At 39.8% G+C, this 19,218-nt stretch carries 18 protein-coding genes; all 18 read left to right on the forward strand.

The window, feature by feature from the left end; all coding sequences use genetic code 11:
- The first annotated feature begins 2 nt into the window (after positions 1-2).
- The 18 genes from R2J37_RS06305 to R2J37_RS06390 all read left to right on the forward strand — a co-directional run bounded on the left by R2J37_RS06305 (position 3) and on the right by R2J37_RS06390 (position 19,201).
- Positions 3-737, forward strand: a complete 735-nt coding sequence (locus tag R2J37_RS06305) for an ABC transporter ATP-binding protein (protein WP_316266706.1) — start codon at positions 3-5, stop codon at positions 735-737.
- Between the two features lie 24 nt (positions 738-761).
- Positions 762-1,325, forward strand: a complete 564-nt coding sequence (locus R2J37_RS06310; RefSeq protein ID WP_316266707.1) for a hypothetical protein — start codon at positions 762-764, stop codon at positions 1,323-1,325.
- A 26-nt stretch (positions 1,326-1,351) separates the two neighbouring features.
- Complete coding sequence (locus R2J37_RS06315) at positions 1,352-3,694, forward strand: glycosyltransferase family 2 protein (protein WP_316266708.1); 2,343 nt, start codon at positions 1,352-1,354, stop codon at positions 3,692-3,694.
- Between the two features lie 8 nt (positions 3,695-3,702).
- Entirely contained in the window at positions 3,703-4,821 is a 1,119-nt protein-coding gene (gene wecB, locus R2J37_RS06320) for a non-hydrolyzing UDP-N-acetylglucosamine 2-epimerase (protein WP_316266709.1), read from the forward strand.
- A complete protein-coding gene (locus tag R2J37_RS06325) occupies positions 4,811-6,253 on the forward strand; it encodes a hypothetical protein (protein ID WP_316266711.1) in 1,443 nt (480 codons plus the stop codon). Before wecB ends, R2J37_RS06325 begins: the two co-directional genes overlap by 11 nt.
- A gap of 30 nt (positions 6,254-6,283) precedes the next feature.
- Positions 6,284-7,468, forward strand: a complete 1,185-nt coding sequence (locus R2J37_RS06330; RefSeq protein ID WP_316266712.1) for a MerR family transcriptional regulator — start codon at positions 6,284-6,286, stop codon at positions 7,466-7,468.
- Between the two features lie 115 nt (positions 7,469-7,583).
- Positions 7,584-7,988: a DUF6941 family protein gene (locus tag R2J37_RS06335; RefSeq protein ID WP_316266714.1), complete on the forward strand. Its 405-nt coding sequence runs from the start codon at positions 7,584-7,586 to the stop codon at positions 7,986-7,988.
- Entirely contained in the window at positions 7,988-8,563 is a 576-nt protein-coding gene (locus R2J37_RS06340) for a hypothetical protein (protein WP_316266715.1), read from the forward strand. The genes R2J37_RS06335 and R2J37_RS06340 overlap by 1 nt, the downstream gene beginning before the upstream one ends.
- Positions 8,526-8,915 (forward strand): hypothetical protein, encoded by a 390-nt coding sequence (locus R2J37_RS06345; RefSeq protein WP_316266717.1) that lies wholly within the window; start codon positions 8,526-8,528, stop codon positions 8,913-8,915. Before R2J37_RS06340 ends, R2J37_RS06345 begins: the two co-directional genes overlap by 38 nt.
- Positions 8,916-9,052: 137 nt before the next feature.
- Complete coding sequence (rfbA, locus tag R2J37_RS06350; RefSeq protein ID WP_230106559.1) at positions 9,053-9,949, forward strand: glucose-1-phosphate thymidylyltransferase RfbA; 897 nt, start codon at positions 9,053-9,055, stop codon at positions 9,947-9,949.
- Between the two features lie 27 nt (positions 9,950-9,976).
- The gene (rfbB, locus tag R2J37_RS06355; RefSeq protein WP_256194483.1) at positions 9,977-11,008 is read left to right on the forward strand and encodes a dTDP-glucose 4,6-dehydratase; all 1,032 of its coding nucleotides are present in this window, start codon (positions 9,977-9,979) and stop codon (positions 11,006-11,008) included.
- Positions 11,008-11,949 (forward strand): dTDP-4-dehydrorhamnose reductase, encoded by a 942-nt coding sequence (rfbD, locus tag R2J37_RS06360; protein ID WP_230106557.1) that lies wholly within the window; start codon positions 11,008-11,010, stop codon positions 11,947-11,949. The genes rfbB and rfbD overlap by 1 nt, the downstream gene beginning before the upstream one ends.
- A gap of 42 nt (positions 11,950-11,991) precedes the next feature.
- The gene (rfbC, locus tag R2J37_RS06365) at positions 11,992-12,600 is read left to right on the forward strand and encodes a dTDP-4-dehydrorhamnose 3,5-epimerase (RefSeq protein ID WP_316266719.1); all 609 of its coding nucleotides are present in this window, start codon (positions 11,992-11,994) and stop codon (positions 12,598-12,600) included.
- 179 nt (positions 12,601-12,779) lie between these two features.
- Positions 12,780-14,606: a glycosyltransferase family 2 protein gene (locus tag R2J37_RS06370; protein ID WP_316266721.1), complete on the forward strand. Its 1,827-nt coding sequence runs from the start codon at positions 12,780-12,782 to the stop codon at positions 14,604-14,606.
- Positions 14,607-14,610: 4 nt separating this feature from the next.
- Complete coding sequence (locus R2J37_RS06375) at positions 14,611-15,564, forward strand: glycosyltransferase family 2 protein (protein WP_256194477.1); 954 nt, start codon at positions 14,611-14,613, stop codon at positions 15,562-15,564.
- Between the two features lie 146 nt (positions 15,565-15,710).
- The gene (locus R2J37_RS06380) at positions 15,711-16,835 is read left to right on the forward strand and encodes an LCP family protein (RefSeq protein WP_316266723.1); all 1,125 of its coding nucleotides are present in this window, start codon (positions 15,711-15,713) and stop codon (positions 16,833-16,835) included.
- Entirely contained in the window at positions 16,816-17,754 is a 939-nt protein-coding gene (locus R2J37_RS06385) for a glycosyltransferase family 2 protein (RefSeq protein ID WP_316266725.1), read from the forward strand. Before R2J37_RS06380 ends, R2J37_RS06385 begins: the two co-directional genes overlap by 20 nt.
- Positions 17,755-17,857: 103 nt before the next feature.
- Positions 17,858-19,201 (forward strand): LCP family glycopolymer transferase, encoded by a 1,344-nt coding sequence (locus tag R2J37_RS06390; RefSeq protein ID WP_316266727.1) that lies wholly within the window; start codon positions 17,858-17,860, stop codon positions 19,199-19,201.
- Positions 19,202-19,218: the final 17 nt, after the last annotated feature.

Here is a 19,218-nt window from a genome sequence, read left to right on the forward strand (position 1 = left end):
AAATGAATCAGCAAGATATTATCCGTGTAGATCATGTTTCAATGCGATTTAGTTTGGCTTCAGAGAAGGTTGATAGTTTTAAGGAATATTTTATCAAAACATTAAAAAAGCAGCTGTTTTATGACGAATTTTGGGCACTGTCAGATGTTTCTTTTTCCATTCAAAGGGGAGACGCTTTAGGTTTGATAGGTTTAAATGGAAGTGGAAAGAGTACGATGCTTAAAGTAATAGCGGGAGTATTAAAGCCAACTAAGGGGAGTGTGGAAGTTAGAGGGAATGTTGCGCCTTTAATTGAATTGGGCGCAGGATTTGATATGGATTTAACTGCTTCAGAGAATATATTTTTAAATGGAGCGTTATTAGGACGTTCTCATGAAGAGATGGAAGAACATTATCAAGATATTGTAGATTTTTCAGAGTTGCAAAACTTTATGAATGTTCCTGTGAAAAATTTTTCATCAGGTATGGTATCGAGACTTGCTTTTGCGATTGCTACAATAGGTACACCAGACATTTTAATTGTAGATGAAGTACTATCTGTTGGAGACTTTCACTTTCAGGAAAAATGTCAGGCTAGGATTCAGCAGATGTTAGATGCGGGAACAACTTTGCTTTTTGTCTCTCATAGTATTGAACAAGTAAAAATGCTTTGTAATAAGATTGTATGGCTGGAAAAGGGCTGTGTTAAAATGTTTGGAGAGGCAGAGAAAATAGCAGAGATATATAGTGCATCATAAATGTTAATTAGGAGCATATAAAGTATGAAGAAAAAAATGATGATCTTTTTGGCAAGTATTTTTTTTGTTGCGCTGGCAATGATTTATGCTGTGATTGATCGGACGACAGATATATATGATAGTAATATTGACAGTAGTGATTATAATGCGGTGGGTTTGACAAAGAGTGGGGTGGTAGAACAAGAATTTGAATCAGCAGAAGAGTATTTAGATGGGATGGCGGTTAAGTTAGATGCATCGGGGAATACAAATAAAATAGTTTTAGATTATGCTTTGCTTGATAAAGACACTCGGAAAGAAATTACACAAGGAGAAATTTCTTTGGAAGATGTACAATCAGGTAAATTTTTTCACCTAAAATTCGATCGAATTAATGGGTGTATGGGGGAAAGTTATATTTTTAAAATACAAGTAAAAGAATGTGATGAAAGCAGTGTGGTATCGGTCTATTATGCAAATGATGTCCTTGTTGCACGTACATTGAGACATGGTTTTGATTTGGAAACATTCATTATTACAATTTGTTTTGTGTTATATATTGTGTTGTTTATGAAGTGGTTGTCAAAATTATTTAATCAGGGAAACTGAATGTAGGATGAAATGAGGAGAAGGATATGAAAAATAAGTTTTTTGTGACTTCATGTAGATTCCATGTGAATAACAAAAGGAAGCTATTAGTTACAGGTTATTTTCGCAGGAATCAAATGGGAAAAAACAAACTTATTATTTTACTTGGACAAGAGTGCCTTCCAAGTAAAATAGAAGAGCATGAATTTTTAAATGGTTCTATGCGTAATAGTAGTGGTATGCCAATTACTAAACAATATTATCTATGGATTACACTTCCAGATACTTGGAGAGAAGAAAAGGGGATTCGTATTATCGAATGTGAAGAAGGGAATAGAAAACAAGTATGCTATCTTCCTATAAATAAAATAGAAAAAAAGTTACAAGAATTGCCTTGCGCTATCGATAAGACAGAGATAGGGCAGGGCTGTTTTTGGTTACGTGGATGGTATGTCAACAAAGGTGATGTAGAGATGAATTTCCAAGACCAAGGGGAACGGAATTTGGAGATGCATATAGAAAAAATACGCAGACCAGACATTTGTAAAAAGTTCCCAGAGTGTACGGAAGATGAGGTGGTAGGGTTTATCGCTACGTGTGAAAGCAAGAAAATAGTTCCGCGAAAGGTCGTTATTCATATTGTTTCTGTTGAAAATGCGTCAAAGAAAATATGTATACTTCAACCAACAAATATAGAAAAAATTTTTTCGAAATCAATACTAGTAATCCAAAAAGTAAAACTTTATTATCAAAAAAATGGAATACAGGCGGTAGTGAAACGCATATGGGATAAAATTACAAATCGAACAGAAATTTCTTATAAAGAATGGTATCGTAGAAATCGTCCTTCGTTTAGGAATCTAAAAAAACAGAAAAATGAAAAATTTGAATATTTACCTTTGATTTCTATTTTCATCTTTACGGGTAAGGCTTCGCAAACGGATATCTATAAAACCCATAAAGCATTGAGAAAACAATCTTATCCTAGATGGAAAGCATATGTATTTGAAGAAGAAAGAGCACTGATGAATGAAAAACAGGGAGAGTGGTTTGCTTTTGTAAGTGCTGGGGATATTCTTAGCCCTGATGCGCTATATGAGTCAGTAAAATTAATGAATATACATCGGGATGCTGAAGTGATATATAGCGATGAAGATAAAATTGATTTTCATGGAAAGAATCATAGTGAGCCAAACTTTAAATCAGATTTTAATAAAGACATGCTCTGTAGCATGAATTATATTGGCGATTTTTTCCTTGTAAGTGGGAAATTGTATCAAAGAGTAGGTGAGCTGAATATAGAGTTGGGAGCGGCGGCAAGATATGACTATTTATTAAGATGTATTGAAAAGACAGAAAAAATTTTCCATATTCCCAAAATACTTTATTCAAAGAAGATATCTCCGCAAAAGAGGACGGAATTTGAAGAAATATTTAAGCAAGCAATTCAAAATTATTATAATAGAACAGGAGTACAAGCCCAAGTAGTAGGGACAGAACATTTAGGAGTTTACCGATCAAAATACGAATTGGTATATGAACCATTAGTTTCTGTTATTATTCCCAATAAAGACCATATTGAAGATTTGAATAAATGTCTGCGTTCACTATTCGAAACAAATGTATATCAAAATTTGGAATGCATTGTGGTAGAAAATAACAGTATGGAGGAGGATACATTTGTTTATTATAAACAAATAATGGAAGAGTTTCCAAAAGTTAAAGTGGTGTATTGGAGTGGTACAGGATTTAATTACCCAGCAATCAATATGTATGGAGTGGAAGAAGCTAAGGGAGAGTACCTACTATTTTTAAATAATGATACTGAAATTATAAATGAAGATTGTATCAAAGAATTGTTGGGATATTGTATGAGAAAAGATGTGGGTGCAGTAGGAGCCAGACTTTATTATGAGGATAGAAGTATTCAGCATGCAGGAGTAATAGTAGGCTTGGGAGGAGTCGCGGCACATGCTTTTGTTGATATGCCAGGAGATAATCCGGGATATAAGTATCGTATTGTAGTAACACAAGATTATAGCGCTGTCACAGCGGCTTGTATGATGGTGAAAAGAAGTGTTTTTGAAGAAGTGGGGGGATTTGACACAAATTATGCTGTTGCATTTAATGATGTGGATCTGTGTCTGAAAATTCGGGAAGCGGGCTACCTAATAGTTTATAATCCATATGCTGAACTTATACATTATGAATCAAAGTCAAGGGGGTATGAAGATACTCCAGAGAAAATAGCGAGATTTCAGTCGGAGATAGAGAGATTTCATAAAAGATGGTCGAAAATATTGGAAAATGGGGATCCATACTATAATCTCAATTTAACTCTGGATAAAACAGATTTTAGTATGAGCGTAGTGCCTAGAGTGAAAGGATAAAACAGAAGATGAAAGTTGTTATTGTATTTGGAACGAGGCCAGAAGCAATAAAAATGTGTCCGGTTATTAAAGCAATTAAAAGATGTGAAGGCTTAGAATGTTGTGTATGTGTAACTGGGCAACATAAGGATATGTTGCAACAGGTTTTAGATGTATTCCATGTCAAAGCGGACTACAATTTGGATATTATGAGAGAAAAACAGACATTGTATGATATTACATATGCTGTTATGGAAGGAATTCGAAATGTAATACGGAAAGAAAGACCAGGTATTGTTTTGGTGCATGGGGACACTACAACAACATTTGCAGCAGCATTATCTTGTTTTTATGAAAAAATTCCAATTGGACATGTGGAAGCAGGATTGCGGACGCGAAACAAGTATTCGCCTTATCCAGAAGAGTTTAATAGACAAGCTGTAGATATAGTTTCTGATTTATATTTTGCACCAACAAATTCGGCAAAAGACAATTTGTTAAAAGAGGGTAAGAAAGAAGAGTTAGTTTTTGTTACAGGAAATACAGCAATAGATGCACTTAAGACAACTGTAAGGGAAGATTACAATCACGAGATTTTAAACTGGGCTGCTGGAAGCCGTATGATTTTGTTGACAGCACACAGAAGAGAAAACTGGGGAACATCACTTGAGAATATTTTTGAAGCGGTGAGAACAATAGTTGATGAACAGCAAGATATAAAAGTAGTTTGTCCGGTACATAAGAATCCAATTATACAGGAAACAGCACATAGGATATTAGGAAATCATAAAAGGATTAAACTGGTGAGTCCGCTTAATGTAATTGATTTTCATAATATTATTGCAAAAGCATATTTGATATTAACGGATAGTGGAGGGATCCAGGAAGAAGCTCCTTCGCTGGGGAAACCGGTTTTGGTATTGCGGGATATGACAGAGAGACCAGAAGGAGTGGCCGCTGGTAGTCTGAAGTTGGTGGGTACAGATAAAGAGCAAATTAAAAGAAATCTAAAGAACATTCTGCGTGACTCTAAAGAATATTTAAGGATGAGCAGTGCCCAGAACCCATATGGAGACGGTCATGCAAGTGAAAAAATTGTAAAAATTCTTATGGAGTGGAGGGAGAGGTATACAAAAAATGAAAAATAGTGAGACTGAGGCAATTAAACTAAATATTCGGGAACAAACAAAAATTTTGAACGATGTTCGTAATACAAAAGCATATAAAGCCGTAGAAGGTTATCATTTCTTGAAAGGGCAAAAAGGAATCGGAAAAATCCAAAAAACAGGAGAAGTATTAAAACATATCTGTTGTCAAGCGGATAAAAGAATACAGTCTCAAGATCCCTTGGAAGCAGTGTTGAAAATGCAGGCGGAAGGGGAAGAACAGATAAATTCTCTCGGGGTAGAATTGACGGAATATCAAGGATGCATGCAGATTTTATCAAAGATTCTGGAAGTAAAAAATACTGAGCGTAAAGTGATCTGTGTTTTTGCGCCTTATGAGATGATGGACCAGCCTGACGGTTATGCAAGACGAATAAAAAATATAGATGACTTACTAGGAGACAGAATGCTTAGAATTTATATTGCAAAGTCAAGTGTAGTGAATGCAGTGTTGCCGGAATGTTCGGAAAAGTCGGGAAATTATATATCTATAAGATACAATGATTTAAAAAAGCAACATTGTGATTTTGTTACAATAATAGCGCATTTGGTAGGGAGTGTTTATATTCACAGTGTTTACCAAGCGATGTTGTCTGTGGCACAAGATAGAAATATTATTAAGCTTTATGATTTTCATGGTGTTGTTCCTGAAGAGTTAGCTTTTATGGGGATGGAGAAAGAAGCGGAATACTATAGTAAGCAGGAAGCAGAGTTAATAAATAATAGCAATTATATTATAATAGCGAATCAGGCAATGAAAGAGCATATACTTTCGAAATATCCAGGCTGTAAGTCAGAGTTTATTCTTATGCCGATGAATAATGATGATAATAATCTTGATTTAATGTCAACGCAAACAGATAAATCTGAAATAAAACAGATGAAAGAAATTGTTGAAATGCCAAGAGTTATTTATTCGGGTGGACTTCAGAAATGGCAATTGATACCAGAAATGCAAGATGCGATTTATAATAATAGAGATAAATGTGAATATCATCTTTATGTTTCTAATCCAGATGAGTTTATGAAACTCTGGGGAGATAGAGAAATTCCGAAAAAGTGGGAAGTTACAACTAAAACTGCAGAAGAATTAAAAGAAGCGTATGGCAACGCACAATATGGTTTTGTGCTTCGAGATGATATTGTTGTTAATAAGGTTGCTTGTCCTACCAAGATAATAGATTATATTAAGTATGATATTATACCAATTATGAAAACGGTACATATTGGTGATTTTGGACAATATGGCTTGGAGTATTTATCTGTAGAAGACTTTTTGGCAGAGCGATTTCCGACAGAGGAAGAACGACTGGAAATGTGCAGTAAGAACAGGAGGATAATAAATAAAATATTTGAAGAATACCAAATTGGCAGGAACATGGTGAAAAAAATCATTATAGAGCAAAATGGGTAGAAAATCATTGGAGAAAGTGAAAAAGCAGAAATGAAAAAACCAGGTTATTATTCTTCCGGAGAGTTTGCCCGCATGGCAGGCGTTACTCTAAGGACAATCCGTTATTATGATAAACAGAATATCTTAAAGCCCTCGCTTGTGACAGAAGCGGGGGCTCGTTTCTATACAGACGAAGATTTTGCCCGGCTTCAGCAGATTCTCCTGCTGAAATATTTAGGCTTTTCTTTGGATGATATCCGGGAAATGACATTTGCGGATGCAGATTATCATTTTCTGTTGAACTCTTTAAATATTCAGCTGAAGCTGGTTCAGGACCGTATTGAGAAGATGCAGCTCATGGAGAGGGCTATTCAAGATACAGAAGAAGAAGTCCGGGCGACGCACACAGTGGACTGGAATAGGATGCTGAATCTGATTCACTTAACAGGCATGGAAGAAAGCCTGAAGAAGCAGTATCAGAATGCCTCAAATATTTCAGCCAGAATTAGCCTGCATAGCCTGTATTCTCAAAATAAGCAGGGATGGTTTCCTTGGATTTTTCATCAGCTTGGTTTGAAACCTAAAATGAAGGTGTTGGAAATTGGCTGTGGAGATGGCGCGCTTTGGAAAAGTAATATGCAAAATATCCCGGATGAAGTAGAAATTACTCTTTCTGACGTGTCAGAGGGAATGCTCCGGGATGCAAGAAGAGAGCTTGGCGGAGAAGATCAAAGATTTATTTTCCAGGCATTTGACTGCCATAAGCTTCCTTATGAATCTGAAACTTTTGATATTGTGATAGCAAATCACGTGCTTTTTTACTGTCAGGACATTCCAAAGGTATGCAGGGAAGTAAAGAGAGTTCTGAAACAAGGGGGAGTTTTTGTCTGCAGCACATATGGAAATCGGCATATGAAAGAAGTGAGCCTTCTTGTACAGGAATTTGATAATCGGATTGTTTTGTCGGCAGACAGGCTTTACGAAAGATTTGGTATGGAAAATGGCCGCGAAATCTTAGAAAAGTGTTTTCAAGAGGTAGAATGGCGATTATATGAAGATAGTCTTTTGGTAACGGAGGCAGAAGCTTTAATTTCTTATATTCTCTCCTGTCATGGAAACCAGGCACAGTATATCGGAGAGCGGTATACAGAGTTTCGCTCTTTTGTGAAAGAGAAGACAGAGGATGGTTTTTATATAACGAAGGAAGCAGGGATTTTTCTATGTGAAAATAGATGACATAATTATGGCGAAATATCTTGCTTTGCTATGATCTTTTCGTTATAATATACATAAGCGACTTATTTGAAATGGAAAGTTATTGTAGCGAAGGTTATTGGATTTGGAGGAAATTATGGTTGAAGTTAAAAATTTCTTATATTGTTTAAATATTAATACGGCAGATGGAAGGACTGATATTGTAGGAATCCTGACTGCAATAACCCCTGAATATATACCAGGATTATTTTCCTTTTCTATCAATTTTACACTTTTGAATTTGACTGAAGGGGAGCATGAAGTTACGATTAAATTCAAAAATCCGGAAAACGAAATAATAACCTCAATTGATAATGTTAAACTGGACTATAAAAAAGATGAGAATAGTAACCTTCCGGAACAATATTTGGGAATTAACGTGGCGGCTGGTCTTCAGAATGTTGATTTCAAAAAATCCGGTGTATATTCTACACAAGTTATTGTAGATGGAATAGATATGGGGAATTTTAAAATATTTGCCAAGGGAAAGAATGAGGAGTAATGGTAGGAACAAATTGTGTGCGGTTATCAAATGACGCTTCTTTTTTGAAAGAAAATAGTACTTCTAACAAAAGTAATATGTATGGGGATATGTTTTTTGATAAAAAGAATATCTTTCGGTTCCCGATTCATAATATAAGCAAGAGTGAGAAATCTGCCATAATATTAATTTATGACAATAGAAATGGAATGCTTTTTATGAATAATGACGTAATTGCCAGTATCAGGAGATTGGATGAAATAAAAGAGTTGCCATATGATTGGAATGGATATGGTGCGGCTCCTTTTTCATCTGAATTAATTGATAAATGTAAAAAAATCATAAATATATTATTGCCTCAACCACAAATTTATCCGACGGGGAGACAAAGCATACAGTTTCAATATGAGTTGAAAGATAAAAGTTATTTGGAATTTGAAATCTTTGAACATAAAACAATGTGTTTATTTGTACCTAAACGAATTTACACAGAGGCTGAGGAGATAGAAATCACAGATGCGGAAGAAAAACGGATCAAGGAGATGGTAGAAAAGTTTTATGGAAACAGTAGTACAGAGAGAAGAAATATTATATAGAGTCATAAAACGGTCACAGCCAGATACGGTAGATAATAATGGGCATCCGACATCAGCGCTGTTTAAGCAGGAAGACGGTGTTTCTGTAGATCGGGATGGGGAAAGAAGAGAAAGTACTATTATTGAAACATTCAAAAACAGATTTGAAAAGAGATTCAAGGGATTAGTAAAAGTTCAGGCAAGTGTTTGTATTGACAATGCCATGGCGGTAATTCCGGAAACAAAAAGTAATATATATCATGCGGAAATATTTGAAAACACTAATAAGGAACCATTAACTCAGCTAAAGGCATTAATTTTAGCAGATAGTTCTGAAATGGTGGTCTATGATTCCAGTGTTGAATGGAGATAGAAGCGTAATTTCGTAACAAATTCTTAATATTTTCAAAAAAAGCTTGAAGGTGACCTAAGGTCACCTTTTATAATGCATGTAGATGGAAATACTGAAAGAAAAGACAGCAATCAAAATTACATTTCAGGAGGATAAAAATGAAAGGTATTATTTTAGCAGGCGGTTCAGGCACACGGCTTTATCCATTGACAATGGTAACATCCAAACAGCTGTTGCCGATTTATGACAAACCGATGATCTATTATCCTATGTCGGTGCTTATGAATGCAGGAATCCGGGATATTCTCATTATTTCCACACCGCAGGATACCCCCAGGTTCCAGGAGCTTTTAGGGGACGGCCATCAGTTTGGCGTGGAGCTTTCTTATGCAGTACAGCCAAGTCCGGACGGACTGGCACAGGCCTTTATTATCGGAGAAGAATTTGTGGGAGATGATACAGTTGCCATGGTTCTCGGAGATAATATTTTTGCAGGACATGGCCTGAAAAAAAGACTTCGCGCAGCTGTGGAAAATGCCCAGTCCGGAAAAGGAGCTACTGTGTTTGGGTACTATGTAGATGATCCGGAGCGTTTCGGTATTGTGGAATTTAATAAAGAGGGGAAAGCGGTTTCTATTGAGGAAAAACCGGAACACCCAAAGAGCAACTACTGTGTCACAGGTCTTTATTTCTATGACAATAAAGTTGTGGAGTATGCGAAAAATCTGAAGCCAAGCGCCAGAGGAGAGCTGGAGATCACTGATCTGAACCGGATTTATCTGGAAGAAGGAAAGTTAAATGTAGAACTTCTGGGACAGGGATTTACCTGGCTGGATACAGGAACACATGAGAGTCTTGTAGATGCCACTAATTTTGTAAAAACAATGGAAACTCATCAGCACAGAAAGATTGCCTGCCTGGAAGAAATTGCCTACTTGAATGGATGGATCTCCCAGGAAGAAGTGCTTAAAGTTTATGAAGTGTTGAAAAAGAATCAGTATGGGCAGTATTTAAAAGATGTTCTGGATGGAAAATATCAGGACGGATTATACTAAAAAAGAAAGCAGATAGGAGTAAATATTATGAACATTATCGTTACCGGCGGAGCCGGCTTTATTGGAAGCAATTTTATTTTTCACATGTTAAACAAATACCCGGACTACCGGATTATTTGTCTGGATTGTCTGACCTATGCAGGAAACTTATCTACACTGGCGCCTGTTATGGATAATCCTAACTTCCGTTTTGTAAAGGAGAGTATTACAGACCGTGAAGCTGTCTATAAACTTTTTGAAGAGGAACATCCGGACATGGTGGTAAACTTTGCGGCAGAGAGCCATGTAGACCGCTCTATTGAAAACCCGGAAGTATTTCTTGACACAAATATTAAAGGAACTGCAGTTTTAATGGATGCCTGCAGAAAATACGGAATCCAGAGATATCATCAGGTATCTACAGATGAGGTTTACGGAGATCTGCCTCTGGACCGCCCGGATCTCTTCTTTACAGAAGAGACACCGATCCACACAAGCAGCCCGTACAGCTCGTCCAAAGCAGGCGCTGACCTTCTTGTACTGGCTTATCACAGGACATATGGACTTCCGGTTACCATCAGCAGATGTTCCAATAATTATGGACCCTATCATTTCCCGGAGAAGCTGATTCCGCTTATGATCGCCAATGCACTGAATGACAAGCCGCTTCCGGTTTACGGGAAAGGGGAAAATGTCCGCGACTGGCTTTATGTAGAAGATCACTGCAAGGCAATTGACCTGATCATTCACAAAGGCCGTGTGGGAGAAGTTTACAACATCGGCGGACATAATGAAATGAAAAATATTGATATCGTGAAGATTATCTGTAAAGAGCTTGGCAAGCCGGAAAGCCTGATCACTTATGTGGAAGACAGAAAAGGCCACGATATGCGTTACGCTATTGACCCGACTAAGATCCATAATGAGCTTGGATGGCTGCCGGAGACAAAGTTTGCAGATGGAATTAAGAAGACGATCCAGTGGTATCTGGACAACAAGGAGTGGTGGGAGACGATCATTTCCGGAGAGTATCAGAACTACTATGAGAAAATGTATGGAAACCGGAAGGAGATGGAATAATGAAGGTTCTTGTAACAGGTGTAGCAGGTCAGCTGGGCCACGATGTAATGAATGAGCTGGCGGGGCGCGGTTATGAGGGAATCGGATCAGATATCCAGGAAGTGTACAGCGGGATTCAGGACGGTACGGCCGTGACTTCTATGCCTTATGTGCAGATGGATATTACAGATGCAGACTGTGTAAAGCGCGTGATCTCGGAAGCTGCTCCGGATGCGGTCGTGCACTGCGCGGCGTGGACAGCAGTAGATCTTGCAGAAGAGGAAGAAAAGAAGCCGATCGTCCAGGCGGTAAATGTGGACGGCACAAGAAATATTGCCAAAGTCTGCAAAGAACTGAACTGCAAAATGGTTTATTTAAGCACGGACTATGTGTTTGACGGACAGGGAGAGACGCCTTGGGATCCTGACTGCAAAGATTACAAGCCTCTCAATGTTTATGGGCAGACAAAACTGGAAGGGGAGCTGGCTGTTTCAGAGCTTCTTACAAAATATTTCATTGTACGAATTGCATGGGTATTTGGGAAAAATGGAAAGAATTTCATCAAGACCATGTTAAATGTGGGAAAGAATCATGATACCATTAAGGTAGTCAATGACCAGATCGGCACGCCGACCTACACCTTTGACCTGGCAAAGCTTCTTGTTGACATGATCGAGACGGAAAAATATGGTTATTATCATGCTACAAACGAGGGCGGCTATATCAGCTGGTATGATTTTACCAAAGAAATCTTCCGCCAGGCTGTGGAAATGGGCCATGAAGAGTACAGTGAGGACAAGGTGAAAGTCCTTCCGGTCACAACAGAGGAATATGGTGTATCCAAAGCGGCAAGGCCGTTTAACAGCAGGCTGGATAAGAGCAAGCTGACAGACAATGGATTCCATCTGCTTCCTACATGGCAGGATGCGCTGAACAGATATTTGAAGGAAATCGACTTCTAAAAAAGTGGTTTCGGTGAAAAAGAGAAGAGGAGAAGATCATAAATGGGACAGATCAAAGTAGAAAAGAACGCTGGCGGCATTGAGGGCCTGTGCGTGATCGAGCCGGCCGTTCACGGCGATGCCAGAGGCTATTTCATGGAGACATACAATCAAAGAGATATGGAAGAGGCGGGGCTTACCATGCAGTTTGTCCAGGACAATCAGTCCTGTTCTTCCAAAGGTGTTTTGAGAGGGCTTCATTTCCAGAAAGAGTTTCCCCAGGGAAAACTTGTCAGAGTGATCAAGGGCGCTGTCTTTGATGTTGCGGTGGATTTAAGAAGCGACAGCAAAACGTATGGAAAATGGTTCGGCATCGAGCTGACAGAAGAAAATAAAAAACAGTTTTATATTCCGGAAGGCTTTGCCCATGGCTTCCTGGTATTGAGCGATGTGGCAGAATTTTGTTATAAATGTACAGATTTCTATCATCCGGGCGATGAGGGCGGACTTGCCTGGAACGATCCTGAGATCGGCATTACCTGGCCGTCTCTGGAGGGAGAGTATAAGGGAAGCGCTTCCGGGGAAGGTTATCATCTGGAAGATGGCACAAAGCTGAATTTAAGCGACAAGGATCAGCTCTGGAGGGGGCTTAAGGATACGTTCCACTTCTAGGAACAAAGAGAGTGAGGGCAGAAGCTAAGAGAGGCTTCTGCCTTTTTACTTTAATCAGGAAACGCTTGCGGAACTCTTTGCTCTTTATTGTGGCAGTTATGCGGTTTTTGTGGTAAAATGACATATAACCATGTGAAAGTGAAACAGAAAAGAAAAAGTGAGGATATAAATAGAAATATATGGAAACATATAAGATCAGCTGGATAAAGTTTTTAAAAAAATTATCTCCCTACAATATAAAAAAGGGGATTCTGTATTTTAAGCATTTTGGACCAAAGGAATTTTGGGTCAGACTGACAGAGCGGTTTCAGACAGATGATGTGGATTATGAGGAGTGGTATTGTAATCACAGGCCGCAAGAAGAAGAACTGGAGAGGCAGCGGAAGGAAAAGTTTGACTACATGCCGCTGATCAGTATTCTGGTACCTGTGTATAATACGCCAGAGGCATTTTTGAAACAGATGATCCAGTCTGTGAGAGCACAGACCTATGGAAATTGGGAGCTCTGTATCGCTAATGCGAATCCGGGAAACAAAGAGGTAGGAGATATCTTAAGAATTGCATCGGAAAAGGATCAAAGGATCCGGGTGACCGATGTTCCGGAAAATGAGGGGATTGCGCAGAATACAAATGCAGCCATGAAGATTGCTTCCGGAGAATATGTGGGACTTCTCGACCATGATGATCTTTTGACAAAAGACGCCCTTTATGAGGTGGTAAAAGCGCTTAATCAGCAGGAAAGGCCGGAAATGATCTATTCCGATGAAGATAAGGTGACAACAGATCTTACCGAACATTTTCAGCCTTATATGAAACCGGATTTCAATCTGGATCTTTTGAGATCCAATAATTATATCTGTCACTTCTTTGTGGCAAAGAAATCGCTGATCGAGGATGTGGGGGCATTTCGGGGAGAATTTAACGGAGCACAGGATTATGATCTGATCCTGCGCTGCAGTGAAAAAGCAGTGGGGATTGCTCATATTCCACGGATCCTCTATCACTGGAGAGTGCATAAGGCTTCCACAGCGGATAACCCGGCAAGTAAAATGTACGCCTTTGACGCGGGAAAGCGTGCCATCGAGGATCATCTTAAACGGTGCAGTCAGGACGGGGAAGTTTCCCATGCGAAAGATCTGGGATATTACAGAGTCAAATATGAGCTGAAAGGCAGTCCGCTTGTCTCTATTATCATTCCTAACAAGGATGAAGTGGAAAGTCTGGATAAATGTCTTCAGTCCATAGAAAAATCTACCTATAAAAATTACGAGATCATTGTTGTGGAAAACAACAGTGTAAAGGACGAAACTTTTTCCTATTATAAAAAAATTGAGGCAAAAGGCGTGAAGGTCGTATATTGGGAAAAAGGCTTTAACTATTCCGCCATCAATAATTACGGAGCCAGCTATGCGAAAGGGGACTATCTTCTGCTTCTTAATAATGATGTGGAAGTGATCACACCTGACTGGCTGGAAGAAATGCTTGGCAACTGCCAGAGAAAAGAAGTGGGTATCGTCGGCGTGAAATTATACTATCCGGACGATACGGTGCAGCATGCCGGAATTATTGTGGGAATCGGGGGTATTGCCGGAAATATTTTTGTGGGTCTCCCAAGGCGGTATACCGGTTATTTCCACAAGGCTTCCGTTCAGCAGGATCTCTCTGCAGTTACAGCGGCCTGCATGATGGTAAAGAGATCTGTCTATGAGGCCGTGAAAGGACTGGATGAGAAGCTTCAGGTTGCTTTCAATGATGTGGATTTCTGTCTTCGGGTGAGAAAGGCAGGATACTTGGTTGTGTATAACCCTTATGTGGAGCTTTATCATTATGAATCAAAGACAAGGGGCGCAGAAGATACCAAGGAGAAGGTGCGTAGATTTCAAAGTGAGATTGAATATATGCGAAGCCATCACCTGGATATACTGAAGAACGGAGATCCAATGTATAACAGAAATCTGACGCTGACAAAATGGGATTATTCCCTGAAAAACAATCAAAAAGGATAAAACTATGTGTAAAGTGACGGTTGTAATACCTAATTACAAAGGTGAAAAATATCTGCTTCCCTGTCTGGAGTCTGTGTATGAGATGACAGGGATACCAGTGCATGTCATTGTTGTGGATAATGGATCCACAGACAGCTGTATTGAGAAAGCAAAAGAGCGTTATCCGCAGACGGAGTTTATCTGTTTTTCAAAGAACTACGGCTTTTGCCGTGCGGTCAATGCAGGGATTAAAGCAAGCCGCACGTCCTATGTCATCCTGTTGAATAATGATACCAAAGTAAAAGAAGGGTTTGTGGAAAATCTGCTTCACAGAATAGAAGAAAATGAGAGATGTTTTTCGGTGGAAGCGAAAATGCTGCAGTACCAGGATCAGGATAAAATGGACAGCGCCGGAACCTTTTACAACGCGCTCGGCTGGGCTTTTGCCAGAGGACGGGACGGTAAGGCAAAGCAGTATGACAGGCCATGCAGCGTATTTGCCGCCTGTGCAGGCGCTGCCATATACCGACGGGATGTGTTTGAAAAAATCGGATATTTTGACGAAAGACATTTTGCTTATCTGGAAGACATAGATGTGGGATACCGGGCAAGGATATACGGCTATGTGAATCTCTATGAACCGTCAGCGGAAGTCATTCATGTAGGAAGCGCTTCCAGCGGTTCCCGGTACAATGTTTTTAAGACGAAGTATTCTTCCAGAAATAATGTTTATTTGATTTATAAGAACATGCCTTTTTTGCAGATTCTTCTGAACAGTCCCTTCCTTTTGGCCGGGTTTGCGGTAAAAACGGTATTTTTCTTCCGGAAAGGTCTGGGAAAGGAATATGTAAAGGGGCTGCTTGCTGGTGTGAAAATCTGCCGGAAGGAAAATAAAGTGTCTTTTCAAAAGGGAAATTTGAAAAATTATCTCGTAATACAGGCTGAATTGTGGAGAAATCTTTTTCGAAAGCGATCATAGCGTGAATGAAGGTTAATGAAGTCTTAAGATAGTTTCCCTTGCCCTCGGCGAAAAAGTATTGTATCATAATAAAAGTGTTTCTATAGCGTTGGTATGTACTGACGCTTTTATTTAAGTAAAAATGTCTGTTACCATGGAGAAGATAGATGCGAGAAGAGAAAAGAATAAAGAGAAGAGAAAAGGAACTGCAGAAAAGGAAGCGAAAGAGAAGAAGGAAAAGGCGTGTGGCGGTTCTTGTGATAGAGCTGGTTATTCTGTGTGTGCTTGGAGCAGTAGCCTTTGGTATGTTCAAACTGGATAAGTTGAATCATACGGTATTTAATGAAGACAGCATTTTGAATAATGGGGTTAACCAGGAAGGGTTTAAAAATATTGCACTGTTTGGAACAGACAACAGGGCAGGAGAGACATCCGGGGTAAGAAGTGACTGTATTATCGTGGCCAGTATCAATACAAACACGAAGGAAGTAAAAATGCTTTCTGTGTATCGCGACACCATGCTTCAGCAGGCAGATGGTACATATGATAAAGCAAATTCTGCGTATGCTACAGGCGGCGCTGAGGCGGCTATCAATATGCTGAATAAAAATCTGGACTTGGATATCACAGATTATGTTACAGTAAATTTCCTTGCATTGGCAGATGCGGTAGATTTATTGGGCGGAATTGAATTGGATCTTACAGAAGAGGAAGTTGTCCACATGAATAATTACTGCGTGGAAACTTCAGAAATTACCGGGAAAGATTATGAAAGAATTGAGCCGGAGGTTGCTGGAACCTACCAGCTGAATGGGGTACAGGCAGTTTCCTATGCCCGGATCCGTTATACTGCCGGAGGAGATTTTGAGCGTACCTCCCGTCAGAGGCTTGTGATTGAAAAACTGGTGGAAAAAGCCAAAAGCGCCAATCTGGGAACTATCAATAAGGTGATCGATGCTGTTTTCCCGGAAATATCAACAAGTTTTTCTTCCACAGAGATCATAGGACTTGCGGCTGATGTTTTCAATTATGAGCTGGGAGAGAACGGCGGATTCCCGTTTACACCGGAGACTCCGGAATCCATTCCGGGATATTCGGGGTCCTATGTAGTGGCTGCAGGTTTGGCGGATAATGTAAGGCAGGCCCATGAGTTCCTTTTTGGTGATGAAGATTATGAACCGACAGAAGTTGTTCAGGGAATCAGCGATGAACTTTCTGAAATGACAGGGATATATCCGCAGGCAGATGAGGAGCAGACGGAGGATACACAAAATGAAACCGGAAGTGAATAGGCGGATCGTAGATGTGATTATACCAGTGTATAAACCGGAAAAAGATTTTTATAAGCTGGTGGAAAGACTGGAGAAACAGACAGTTCCCATAAGGCATATCCACATTATGCACACGGTAGATGGTATGGATTTGTCAGAATTAGCCGGGAAGTATGAGAATCTTCTGCTTACAGAGATACGGCCGGAAAAGTTTGATCATGGCGGGACAAGAGATCAGGCTGCCCGTATGTCAGATGCGGATATTCTTGTGTTTTTTACACAGGATGCTCTGCCAAAGGGAAAAGATTTGATTGAAAATTTGATAAGGCCCCTTGAAAATGATAAGACGGCAGTCTCTTTTGCACGGCAGCTGCCAAGAGAGGATTGTGCTATTATTGAACGGTATGTAAGGAAATTTAATTATCCGGAGAAAAGCCGGATAAAGTCAGAAGAGGATCTGGAAGAACTGGGAATAAAAACCTTTTTTTCTTCGAATGTCTGTGCAGCTTACAACAGAAGAATTTATCTTGAGGTGGGCGGATTTGAAAAGCAGACTATTTTAAATGAGGATATGCTGTTTGCTGCCAGATGTATCAAACAGGGTTACAGCGTGTCTTATACAGCAGAAGCAAAGGTGATCCATTCTCATAATTACACACATTTGCAACAGTTCAGGAGAAATTTTGATGTGGCAGTTTCACAGGCACAGCACCCGGAAATTTTCTGTGGGATAAAGTCGGAAAAAGAAGGGATACGGCTGGTAAAGAGTGGGGCAGTATATCTTCTAAGGACCGGCAGACCGTTTAAAGTACTATCGCTGTTCTGGGGAAGCGCAGTAAAATATGCAGGATTTTTTATGGGGAAACATTACCGGAGCCTTCCTAAAAGGATGATTCTTTGCTGTACCATGTTTCCGGCATACTGGAAGCGGGTAATGTGAAAAAAGAGGGGTAAAATATTGAAAAAAAGCATAAAGTAATGTATTATGTTGTTTGAAATGTTTGAAGCGCGGAAAGAAACTGTACCAAAGAAAGGATGTTACCATGGCAGGTAGAGGGCGAAAAAGAGGCCGGCGTAAGCGCCACAGTTTTGCAGCGTGGTCGCTTGGGAAAAAAATAGGAGTCATTTTTGGCGGAGTTGCATTTGCGGTGCTTTCGACAGCGGCAGTGCTGCTGGCTGGAAAGATGAGTAAGATAGAAACAACCAAAATTGATACAGACAAGTTGAATATATCTTCAGAAGTGGAGCATGAGGAGGGATATACGAATATCGCTCTTTTTGGTCTGGATTCCAGAGAAAACAGCCTTGGAAAGGGAAATCGGAGCGATACGATTATGATCGCAAGTCTCAATAATGAAACAAAAGAGGTAAAACTGGTCTCCATATACCGGGATACGCTGCTCCAGCTGGATGACGGAAGTTATAATAAAGCAAATTCCGCTTACTCTTTTTATGGACCGGAAGGCGCGATTTCCATGATCAATAAAAATCTGGATATGAATATTGAAAAGTATGTCACGGTCAATTTCAATGCACTGGTAGATGTGATCGATGCAGTGGGAGGACTGGACATAGAAATGACGGAAGAGGAAGTTGTCCATATGAACAATTATTGTGTGGAGACTTCTGAAGTAACGGGTAAAAGCTACACAAAAATCGAGCCTGAGGTTGCGGGAACCTATCATTTAAATGGGGTGCAGGCTGTTTCTTACTCCAGAATCCGTTATACAGCCGGTGGAGATTTTGAACGGGCATCCAGACAGCGGCACGTGCTGGAACTGATTGCCAATGAAGCGCAGTCTATGAGCCTTGGAACCATTAATAAGATCATTGATGAAGTTTTTCCACAGATTTCCACTAATTTTACTTTGACAGAAATGGTAAGCTATGCGAAAGACTTTGCGAAATATACACTGGGAGACTCTTTGGGCTTTCCGTCAAAGAATACGACAGATATGCTGAATGAAGTGGGAAGCGTTGTCATTCCGGATACGCTTTCGACAAATGTGCAGGAGGTTCATCAATTTTTGTTTGGCAATGATGGATATACAGTCTCCAGTACGGTTCAGGATATCGAATATGGAATTTCAGAGAGGGCGTCCAGCTCATCCTATGACAGTTCCGGAGAGACCTGGGAAGATGACAGCGGAGAGACTTATGATGACAGTTATGATACGGGATATGACTCTTCCTATTATGATGATGGAACGGATGATTCCAGCTGGGATAGCAGTGGAACTGGAGACGGCGGATATACAGATACGGGGACATCGGATGGATGGACCGATTCCGGCACTGATTCCGGAACCGATTACGGAGATGGATCAACTGACGGAGGATATGTAGACGACAGCGGAGGCGGCAGCGAATATTCTGGTACGGAATAAATAATGCATAAGAGAGG

The organism is Claveliimonas bilis (assembly GCF_030296775.1).
Lineage (GTDB): Bacteria > Bacillota > Clostridia > Lachnospirales > Lachnospiraceae > Claveliimonas > Claveliimonas bilis.